Genomic DNA, 10,408 nt, shown 5'->3' with positions numbered 1-10,408 from the left:
ACCCATAGCTACCGCACTGGGTTATCGGGTCCCAGAGCGCCATTGAATTTCAAAATTTAGTGTTTATTAATTGAAAATACTGCACTTTTTGCATAATTGCTCAATTAATAAACGCTGCTTATGATAGCCTTCCTTTATTGGTTGACTCGTGCCGTAAGCACAATCAATCAAAAGCCCTTAATAATAGCACTAAAGTATCGGAGTGACTATCGGTGTGAGGCGCCTAAAAATTGCTACTTTGCCAGTAATCTTCTGATCACCTTTTTGAAACCATTAAGTGAGTTATTAGTATATAGTTCTATCAAAAATTGTTAATTTCACATTGGGTGGCATATTGGTTTGAGTGGTATCTATACTTAGGGGCTAATCTGATAGTCAAGAAAAAGCATGTATACGGCTAGATAGTATAAAAAATAATGATAATCACAGCTGTAACTTGATGTATGTTATTAATATATAAATAGATCACGCCCGTGTGGTGTAGGAAAAGGTAATTACTCGAATAACGATATAATCAATGAAATATAATATTTATAAGAATTGTCTGAGCTATTTCTTACTTACAAGTATATGTGGTAAACGCGTATAGGCAAATATCATTAAATGTTTGAGACACTAATTTCATCACTGTTTGTGAATATGAATAAGTTAATTATCAGGCAGGTTGAGTTTGGTAGGGAATATTCGGCGAAATAAGATAGGAATATATGGCTGATATATAAAAAGGTCTTTGGCATATAAGCACCAAAGACCTTCATAATGTAAGATTAGCGACCGTGTTCTGGCAGCCAAATCTGTAGGCGTAATCCACCTAGCGGGCTGTCGTCAGCTTTTACCCAGCCTTTATGTTGGGAAATCGCTGTTTCCACAATTGCTAAGCCAAGCCCTGTACCACCGGTTTCTCTGTCGCGAGCTTCATCGGTGCGATAGAACGGTCGGAAGATATGCTCGCGGTCAGCAGGGCTGACACCCGGGCCATCATCGTCGACAGTAATCAAAATACCGTTATTTTCTTCTTTGAAATCAACCGCAATATGGGTGTTTGAGTAACGTAGTGCGTTACGCACTATGTTTTCAAACGCACTGCCAATGGCGGATGGATTGCAATATAACGGCCATGAGCCTGGGTGCGACGTGACATCCAGCGTTTTGTTCATTTGCTCCGCTTCGAAGCTTGCATCATCCAGAATATCTCCCCATAACTCATCGGCTTTGATGTGTTCGCGAAGAATTTCATTTTTATGCTGGCTGCGAGAGAGAACCAGCAAGTCATTGATCATGCTATCTAAACGGTGAGTTTCTGTTTCGATGCGCTCCAGCTCTTTACTCTCACCATGGCGGCGACGTAATAATGCCGTCGCTAGCTGTAATCGTGTGAGTGGGGTGCGCAACTCGTGAGATATGTCAGAAATCAATCGCTGCTGGGCAGTGACCATGCCATCTAATGCACTGATCATCTGGTTAAAACTGTTACCCGTCGATAAGAATTCTTGTGGACCCGATTCTAGCTCTGGGTGTGGGCGCAAGTTACCTTTTGCCACATCGTCCGCCGCCATTTTTAATTTACGGGCAGGGCGAGCCAAGCTCCATGATAGCCATAATAGCAACGGTGCGCTGATTAACATTGTGGCAATCAAGAGTAAAAATGGTCTGTCAAACAAGAGGTTAATAAAGTCTGATTGCGGGCTGCTTGCAGGGCGAACTAAATAGAGTTGGTAATGATCTTCACCGTCTCGAATAGAAAATGGGCCCAAAATTTCTGCGCGTCCGTACTTTTTCTTCTTCGGATGGTCGGCATTATCTGATTGACCAATAAAGTTGCGGATCACCTGCATTTCACTCGGCATCGCACCAATCACGCGGCCTTCACTGGTCACGATAATCAGCCGTTGCCCTGGGGGCGCCCATTTTTTGATGGCGTTGGAAATCCGTCGCCACCAAAGTAGGTCGTTCATTGGAGCTTGCGCGAGTTCGGCTTCGATGTGTTGCTCAAGCATCTCCCCTTGGCGTTGCTCACTTTCCATCAGGACGGTGAGCTGCCGAGAGTCGAGCTTAGGCACCATCAGCACTAGCATTAATACTAGTGCGAGGGTAAACCAGAAAATCGCAAATATTCGAGCTGTTAAGCTGTTGATCATGTGGCAGAAACCATCAAGTAACCGCGTCCACGCAAGGTTTTAAACCAAGGTTGACCATCGGTGCGTTCTGGAAGTTTGCGGCGCAAGTTTGAAATATGCATATCAATCGCACGGTCAAATGGCGTGAGGCGCTTACCCAAAACTTCTTGGCTTAAATGCTCTCTTGAAACCACTTGCCCTAAATGCTGGGCTAATAGATAGAGCAAAGTAAACTCGGTGCCGGTTAAATCAAGGATTTCGTTATCGAAGCTGGCTTCTTGACGACCCGGATTGAGCTGTAATTTATCCACTTGTAAGGTTGGGGTGTTGCTGTTGTCCCCTTGAGTTTGCTCGCTCCAGTTTGAGCGGCGCAGTAACGCACGAATCCGCGCTACTAACTCCCTATCGTTAAATGGTTTTGGTAAATAGTCATCGGCACCGAGCTCTAAGCCCAGCACTTTATCTAATTCACTGCCACGCGCCGTTAACATAATGACTGGCGTTTGGTGAATTTGGCGTAACTCTTTTAATGTCTCAATACCGTTTTTCTTCGGCATCATGACGTCGAGTAATAATAGGTCAATGGATGAATCGATTTGTTGTAATGCTTGCTCACCGTCATAAGCGATGACAACATTGAAACCTTCCATTTCCAGCAGTTCTTTTAAAAGCGACGTGAGTTCACGGTCGTCATCAACTAATAGGATTTTATGCATTAATTAAGTCCTCCAACTGCCAAAATACGATAACAATCTTCACGTTTCCATGACTTTACGTTCTTTTACATGCTCTGACGCTAGTTTGCAGCCGACCGCGTATATTTAACTCCATTGAATCACGAGCATCGTTCGGAGACAAGGTATCTAAATGCAAAGAATAGTACACAGAACAAAACACAGTTCAGTACATAAAACAGCCGCATACGTTTTAGCTTCTGCATTTGTTTTCGGGCCAGTCGCTGCGTTTGGTGAAGCATCTGAAAGTAGTGTTAATGATGAACCATCATTAGTGCTTCAAATGCAACCGGACCAGCCACTACAAACCACACATATTGCTATTCAGTTTCAGATCCCTGAATCATTAAATAGCGACGAACGTGCCAGTGAATTTATGTTTAATGGTATCACGTTGAGTGAGAAACAGCGCCAACAGCTTCGTGACTTGATGGCTACCCAGCGCCACCGTCATGGTGAAAATGTTGCTTCAATACAAGAACGTGAGTCATTACACAAACTTATTATAGCGGATCGCTTTGATGATAAAGCTGTCCGAGCGCAACTTGAGAAACAATTGCAAAAAGAACTGGATGAACGCGTTGAGATGGCTCGTATCCATCACGAGCTTTACCAGTTACTGACGCCAGAGCAAAAGGCGCAGCTTGAGCAAATTAATCAGCATAAGTTCGTTGAATATCAAGCTATGCAGTAGAGATTCCTAGTAGTGAGTGTAGTTGAGTTTTTTAAAGCCTGTAGTTGAGTTTTTAAGCTGTATCGTTGAGTTTCGAAGTAAGTAGTGAAGTAGCAATAACTGAAGTTTTTCCTTGCCATAGACACCATCCCTGTCTTTATAGCCCCTTTTAGGGGCTTTTTTTTCAATGACTTATAATTCAAAACATTTAAAAACAACAAGTTATAAATTATTAAATGGTCATAAAAGTTCATGAAAGACTTTAGAGGTGGACGGAATGTGGACGGTCATCCACCTCAAGACAATTAAATTTTTATGTCATTTAACGGGTTAAGTTTTATTGCTAACTCTAAGTAATCTGGCGCTAAGTGAGCATATACCATTGTCTGATTAATGCTTGCATGACCAAGAATCTCTTTAAGAGCAACAATGTTCCCACCATTCATGACAAAGTGGCTTGCAAACGTATGGCGTAAAACGTGAGTAGCTTGACCCCTTGGGAGTTCGGGGAACAAATTTCGTAATGCAAGCCTAAACGTCTCGTAATTTATGTCAAATAGCGGACCTGAATCTTTAGTCTTAATTTGTTCAGACAGTTCGTCAGATATTGGGATTATCCGCTTCTTGCCATTTTTTGTTTTCAAAAATGTGACTCTTCCATTCTGAACTTGTTCACTGTGTAATGTTGCACCTTCGCCCCATCTTGCTCCGGTACTTAAACAAAGGAGAGAGAAAAGCTTGTAATCACCAGTGAACTCATTTAGCAAAGAAATAATTTGTTCCTCACTAAGAAAAATAATTTCAGGCGTTTCCTCTTTTAATGGAGGTAATCCATTTAGTGGGTTTTTATAATCAAGTAATTCTAGGGTTTCAAGCGCAGAAAACATGCCTGATAAACGATACATATCCCGATTTATTGTTGTCGCTTTGATACCACTCATCAGTCTATTCCCCCTGTGTTCAAGTAGGGTTTGTTTGCCTAGTTGATTCAGTGTGGGGTTTCCCAATAGCTTGATTGTTTTGCGCAACTGCATTCTTTCAATTTCGCCATTCTCTAGTGTTTGACCGTGGTATAACCACCATTTATCTAGAATGGCGTCTAGTTTCAATCGTCCTGATAGTGTTGTGTTTTCAGCATAATCTTGGGCGTTGACTATTGCGTATCTTTCAAAAGTTAATGCCTCTGATTTGCGAGCAAAAATCCTTCTTAATCTAGCCCCTTTACTTCCGTTAGGGCGAATGTCCACTTCGTATCGACCATCATTGAGCTTCTTAATTGCCATAAGTAAGCCCTCCGATGTAGCTGACTGACTGTGACCAGCAGTAATCAGAATATAGATATAGAACGTCTAACCAGTTTTCTTTTCTGAGAGGCGTAAGGCTTCTTTCTCTTGCCCATTGTGTGCGAGAGCCGGTGCAATTTGACCAACTTCAGGGGCTGTCTTACCTGTCATTAGCCAAAGGCTATACTTTTCAAATCTGGGATGTTCAGTCATTTTCAGTAAATTCAATCCACTAGGTTCGTATACTCCGGTTTCATATTTACCAAGAGTGCTTATAGATAAATCAATCATTTCACATAATTGAGTTTGACTAAGTCCTTCGGCGATTCGAATCGCTTTAACTTTTTCGCTCAATTTCATTTGACACCTTCCTATATAGGATGTAGATTTATCCGAAACATTCCTATTTAGGATGGTTTCGGGCGCAAAAGAAACCACTTAAAACCAGACATAAACGGTTTTAAACGGTTTGATCTAGTGAGGGTAGCAAATGAATAAAGAGCAAATCAATGTGAAATATCCGGTTAGCGCGGTACCGCTTGCAAGATTTGCGGATCTAATCGGTAAAACTAAAGGTGCTGTTGAGTCGATGGTTAAAAGTGGAAAATTGCCAGTAATCGAATTTAGAGATCCGACAAAGCCACAAAGTAGAGCTGGGGAAATTTGGATAAGTATCAGTGCATTTAATAATGGAATGGACTTAGCATATTCAAGTAAATCACCAGAACAGCGTGATGCATGGCTTTTGTGGTTGGGTTTGTAATATGGAAGTCATACAGGTTTCAACGCATAGCTTTAAGTATCGTAATTTTCAAATAGTTATGCTGCCGGCTAAAGCAATGAATCCAGTAACCCGCTTTCATGTTCAACGTGATGATAATTCGTTAGGGTTATTTGATTCGATGTCTCAAGCAACAAATTACATCGACAGCCTTTACGGGGGTTGACTATGAGCAGAGCAGCAATGAAAGAAAAACATAATCACGGCGAAAAAGTAGATACAGCCAAAATTATTAGCTTTCAATCAAGCCTGTCTAGTGGTCATGGTAAAAAAAGAAAATCATATGACAGATACTTTAATGATGGGGGAACAATAGAAGAACGCACTGCGGCACTAAATAGAGCTGCGGAAATGAAAACGGAATTATTAAAGTGTCGTAAAGAAGAGCCTAATAATCAGCAGTTGTCAGGTTTCATTGATTATTTAAGAAAGCAAGACGAAAGAATATTAAATATGATTTTTCATCTTGCGAAATTAAGTGAAAAAAAAGAAATGAAATTTGATGATTTAAATGTTGATGAGCAAAAGCAGCTTATTACAGCACTAAATCAAATAAAGGCATTAAATGCATTAATTCCGAATCAAATAGCAATGCCAATCTAATTTAATTAACCAATAAAAATAATGACATTAATTTGTCAGGACTTTTTACAACCTGAATATAGGTAATGAATATGAATAAATTCCCTGATCCAGTGTTTACCCCAGTAGCAGAAAGCATCAAAGCCAACAGAGAAGATGAGCGAAAAACGCTTGTTGACGGCTTTGCAGCTCGCCAGCGTTCTTTAGCTTACAAAGCGTTAAAAGAAAAAATGACCCACGTTGAAATTTTTCATTTGCTGATGGGTGACGCTGAGCATTTAGAAAATCAAGCTGCGGAGCTGAATCATGTCTAAGGAGATTGACCGCGCAAGTGAGCACGAAATGTTGATGCGTGAGCAGCAAATTAAAGCTGTTACAAATCGTGCAGTCAGTGCTTCGGCTTTTGAGTGCGAAGACTGCGATAAACCAATTCCAGAACAGCGCCGCATAGCTTCAATGGGCTGTACTCGTTGCGTTGATTGCCAAGCGATTTTTGAGCTTAAAAGCAAACATTATCGGAGTGTATGAGATGGCTAAGCATTTATTAAAAATCAGATCGGAATATTTTGAAAAGGTAATCAGAAAAGAAAAGAGTGCTGAATTTCAATTTAATGACAGGAATTTTTTATGTACCGATATTTTAATTTTGCAAGAAATTAAATTGAAGCATGGTTATTCGCTCGATATTGAATATACAGGTCGTGAAATAACGTGTGTTATTACAGATGTGACAAAGGTTAATGGTGTTTACGCTGAGCTGGCTCATTTACCTGAGTTTGTCATGCTGTCTTTTCAAGTGGTTGAGAAAAGGGTGTAGCATGGCGAATAAAACTATCCTCAAGTGGGCTGGCTCTAAAGTTAGCGTGATGGAACAGCTACGCCCGCATTTGCCTAAAACTAAACGGCTAGTTGAGCCATTCGCCGGCTCTTGCGCTGTGATGATGAATACTAACTATGAGCAGTATTTAATTGCGGATGTTAACGAAAATTTAATCAACTTGTATTTAATGATACAAGACGATACTGAGTATTTCTTTAAAAAAGAAATTGAATGGTCTAGTTTAAATACTGAATTTAACTATAAAGCGCAACGTATTTTATTTAATACTTTGAATAAAGATGGTTTTAATCATCCATTTCGGTTTTTATATTTAAATCGTCACTGCTTCAATGGATTATGTCGTTATAATTCAAGAGGGGAGTTCAATGTACCCTATGGGTATTATAAAAAAGCTTACTACCCAATAAATGAAATTATTGCCTTTTCAGAAAAGGCTCGAGATGCAAATATCGTTTGTCTTGAATGGCAAGATACGCTGTCATTGGTTGATGATGGTGATGGTATTTATTGTGATCCACCGTACATGGGCGATTGTTTCACTCGTTATCATACCGCTGGTTTTTCTGATGCGGACCAAGAAGCATTAGCCAATGCATTAAAAGATATTAATGACATTCAAGGTAATCCAGTAACAGTTTCTAATTCTCTTGCGGCAAAAGAGCTGTATCTTGATCTCGGTTTTACTGTCCATGAAATAGAAGCGCCGCGCAAAATTTCAGCGAGCGGGAATCGTAAATCGGCAACTGAAATTATTGCTGTTTTGGCAGGGGTGAAGTAATGATACTTGACCCTAAAGACGGCGTGTATATCAGCGGAACTCGCTTTGCGATTCAACGCCATGTTGAAGATTCTAAAAATGTTCAGTGGCGCTTACTGCAAATCAATAATAAAACTCGTTGTTATGAGTTAGTTTGTTGTAGCTCTGATCCGTGGTTTATTGCGATTGAGCTGACCTCATATCATGTAATGAGAGTAAAGGGGAAAGGCATCAAGACACTAGATGTTTACCGCCAGACTGTTGATGTTATTTCTCGTCGTTGTGAAACTGCCATTAATTTATTAAGACCGGAAACATTAGGCGGGGCGCTTAATGTCTAAGGTATTGGATTTCACGCAACAGGGATTTACTTATTCCGCTGATATGGATTTTCCGTATTCGTGGAATAAGCCCAAAGAAAATAATTATTACAAAGCTGATATAGATGCTTTGGGGAAATCTCTATCGCATGAACAATTACTTCATGCGCAAGCGATTTTATGTGAAGTGGAAACTTTACCGCGTATTTTGCGATACCGCATTCAAAAGCACTATGAGAACTTAATTAAAGAGTCAGGACAGTATAAAGCGTATGAGTATTTACGTTCTGACTTCTACAAAAAAATATACCCGCGCATTACGGCTGTTAATTCACGCTATGAGTTAGATGCAAAAGCGCTATTGACGCTATCCACTCGTTTTACACCAGAAATTAGCCAGTTTAATCGCCTGTTTGATCTGTATGACAAGCCAATTAAAAAATTGGCGGAGCATATTTCCAGTGGTTTTTTCAGTCTCTATGAAATCTATTGCGATAAGTTGACTGAGGAAAATGGCGGTGATCGTGAGGTTATCTATGAAGATGCATCGCAAACGCTGATTTATGGGCGTTTAGCTGAGCTTTCCAACGGTTTACATGTTAGTCCGCTTCACTATCAAAGCTATTTGAAAGTTTTGAAAAATAGAAAGCGCAGGAAGGGAAAGCAAAACTTAACCACACGCCAAGTAATTGCAGCTGTACAACGCTTAGTTGATGCAGACTTTTGGCATCGCAAGCTAAAAGCCCATCGTACCCAATGGATTGAGGCAATCATGATTGCCAATATGGACGTGTGTGTAAATCGCCAGCCTTATGCCAGTAAGCAAGCTATTCGTGAGGTGCAAGCTCAGCGTTTATCTAATATGCAATATCTGCAAGGTATGGATATTCAAGACGTTGAAACGGGTGAACGATTTGATCTGTTTGAGAAAGTCATGGCGAGTATTTCTAACCCTGAAATACGCAGGATGGAACTCATGGCGCAAATGGCAGGTATTGAACGCGTAGCGAAAGAGCGTTGCGATATCGGCATGTTTATTACATTAACTTGCCCGTCCAAATACCATCCGACAAAGCAGCGCAAAGAAAAAAACAAGGAAACCGGTAAAGATGATTTCTACGCGGTGCTCAATCACAAGTGGAAAGATGAAGCTTTTACGCCAAAAGATGGGCAGCGCTATTTAGTTAAAATTTGGTCGCGTATTCGCTCGGCTTTCAATGATAAAAATATCAATATTTACGGTGTCCGTGTTGTCGAGCCACATCATGACGGTACGCCACATTGGCACATGTTGCTATTTGTTGATAAAGCAAAACGCGCAGAAGCGATTGATATTATGCGTAAACGGGCTTTGAAAGAAGATGGAAACGAAGCCGGCGCACAGAAATTTCGTTTCGAATGCAAGCATATGAACCGTGGTGGTGCAGTCGGGTATATCGCTAAGTATATTGCTAAAAATATTGATGGCTACGCCCTAGACGGTGAGATTGACCATGAAACCGGCAAAGACTTAAAAAGCATGGCAGCGGCGGTAACCGCGTGGGCTTCAACGTGGCGCATTCCTCAATTCAAATTCTACAAACTACCATCCAAAGGTGCGTATCGCGAGTGTCGTCGATTGCGCGGCGTTTCCATTGCTGACAGCCTCGGCGATATTGCGGAGCGTGTTCGCGCGGCGGCTGATGAGGGTGACTTTTTTGAGTATGTCATGTCTCAAGGTGGTCCGTGTATTCCTCGCAAACTGGAAACGATCCGCGTAGCTCGTGAGACTAATGACGTGAACGTTTACGGGGAAGAGGTTCAGAAAGTCGTTGGTATCTACAACCAATTAAAATCCGGTGCGCCAGTCATTAAAACGCGCGAAAGAAAGTATCAAATCGTCAAGAAAAGCGCCGTTGACCTTGACCTTAATCTTTTAAAGAGCGACAGCGGAGCGACTTGGAGTCCTGTCAATAACTGTAGATCGCAGATCACATCAAACCTTTCAGATGTGCAATTTTACGAGCCAGAGCATGGCTCTGGCGATGTATCAAACATAAGAGAATACGGTTTTGCCTTTATAGAAACAGACGCCGAGAACGCAGCAGGAAGCGAAATATCGCTAGGTAAGCAGCAAAGACAGGTTTCAAAAATAGAATTAAGTGAAAGTGATAAAAAAATTCAGTCGGAAATAGTCACTTTTGCCAAAGAAGTCGGTTTTGAATTCAATATTCCACAGGTTGAAAACATGTTCACTAAAGGTATGGGGGTTAGTGAAGGTTTCTATTACATGAAACTTGACGGTGAACGACTGAGATTAGAATTAACGGAAGATGGAAAA

General features: G+C 41.0%; 13 protein-coding genes. 9 read left to right on the top strand and 4 right to left on the bottom strand.

What is annotated here, in order from left to right:
- Positions 1 to 767: 767 nt before the first annotated feature.
- Entirely contained in the window at positions 768 to 2,138 is a 1,371-nt protein-coding gene (gene cpxA / locus GKR71_RS09095) for an envelope stress sensor histidine kinase CpxA (protein ID WP_036950809.1), read from the bottom strand.
- Positions 2,135 to 2,833 (bottom strand): envelope stress response regulator transcription factor CpxR, encoded by a 699-nt coding sequence (cpxR, locus tag GKR71_RS09090; protein WP_006660535.1) that lies wholly within the window; start codon positions 2,831 to 2,833, stop codon positions 2,135 to 2,137. Before cpxR ends, cpxA begins: the two co-directional genes overlap by 4 nt.
- 151 nt (positions 2,834 to 2,984) lie before the next feature.
- On the opposite strand from cpxR, the gene GKR71_RS09085 reads away from it, so the two are divergent.
- Positions 2,985 to 3,545, top strand: coding sequence for a Spy/CpxP family protein refolding chaperone (locus GKR71_RS09085; protein ID WP_154634195.1), 561 nt, complete (start codon positions 2,985 to 2,987; stop codon positions 3,543 to 3,545).
- Between the two features lie 284 nt (positions 3,546 to 3,829).
- On the opposite strand, the gene GKR71_RS09080 is transcribed toward GKR71_RS09085, so the two are convergent.
- Positions 3,830 to 4,807, bottom strand: a complete 978-nt coding sequence (locus tag GKR71_RS09080; protein WP_154634194.1) for a phage integrase — start codon at positions 4,805 to 4,807, stop codon at positions 3,830 to 3,832.
- A 66-nt stretch (positions 4,808 to 4,873) separates the two neighbouring features.
- A complete protein-coding gene (locus GKR71_RS09075; protein ID WP_154634193.1) occupies positions 4,874 to 5,167 on the bottom strand; it encodes a helix-turn-helix transcriptional regulator in 294 nt (97 codons plus the stop codon).
- Positions 5,168 to 5,297: 130 nt separating this feature from the next.
- Here GKR71_RS09075 and GKR71_RS09070 point away from each other — a divergent pair, with 130 nt between their 5' ends.
- The 8 genes from GKR71_RS09070 to GKR71_RS09035 all read left to right on the top strand — a co-directional run.
- Positions 5,298 to 5,570, top strand: coding sequence for a Cox family DNA-binding protein (locus GKR71_RS09070; RefSeq protein WP_154634192.1), 273 nt, complete (start codon positions 5,298 to 5,300; stop codon positions 5,568 to 5,570).
- 186 nt (positions 5,571 to 5,756) lie between these two features.
- Complete coding sequence (locus tag GKR71_RS09065; RefSeq protein WP_154634191.1) at positions 5,757 to 6,191, top strand: DUF5347 family protein; 435 nt, start codon at positions 5,757 to 5,759, stop codon at positions 6,189 to 6,191.
- A gap of 71 nt (positions 6,192 to 6,262) precedes the next feature.
- Positions 6,263 to 6,484 (top strand): DUF2732 family protein, encoded by a 222-nt coding sequence (locus tag GKR71_RS09060; RefSeq protein ID WP_230085050.1) that lies wholly within the window; start codon positions 6,263 to 6,265, stop codon positions 6,482 to 6,484.
- Positions 6,477 to 6,698: a TraR/DksA family transcriptional regulator gene (locus GKR71_RS09055; protein WP_154634189.1), complete on the top strand. Its 222-nt coding sequence runs from the start codon at positions 6,477 to 6,479 to the stop codon at positions 6,696 to 6,698. The genes GKR71_RS09060 and GKR71_RS09055 overlap by 8 nt, the downstream gene beginning before the upstream one ends.
- 1 nt (position 6,699) lies before the next feature.
- Entirely contained in the window at positions 6,700 to 6,987 is a 288-nt protein-coding gene (locus tag GKR71_RS09050) for a DUF3850 domain-containing protein (RefSeq protein WP_154634188.1), read from the top strand.
- Between the two features lies 1 nt (position 6,988).
- Positions 6,989 to 7,789 (top strand): DNA adenine methylase, encoded by an 801-nt coding sequence (locus GKR71_RS09045; protein ID WP_154634187.1) that lies wholly within the window; start codon positions 6,989 to 6,991, stop codon positions 7,787 to 7,789.
- Entirely contained in the window at positions 7,789 to 8,109 is a 321-nt protein-coding gene (locus tag GKR71_RS09040; protein WP_154634186.1) for a DUF5405 family protein, read from the top strand. Before GKR71_RS09045 ends, GKR71_RS09040 begins: the two co-directional genes overlap by 1 nt.
- Positions 8,102 to 10,408, top strand: a 2,307-nt coding sequence (locus tag GKR71_RS09035) for a replication endonuclease (RefSeq protein ID WP_154634185.1), incomplete at its 3' end; no start/stop codon positions are given. The genes GKR71_RS09040 and GKR71_RS09035, both read left to right, overlap by 8 nt.

The sequence above is a fragment of the Providencia sp. wls1922 genome (genome assembly GCF_009706505.1).
GTDB lineage: Bacteria > Pseudomonadota > Gammaproteobacteria > Enterobacterales > Enterobacteriaceae > Providencia > Providencia lanzhouensis.
The sequence above is the reverse complement of the archived record's forward strand: the minus strand, read 5'-3'. Positions and strand labels throughout refer to the sequence as shown.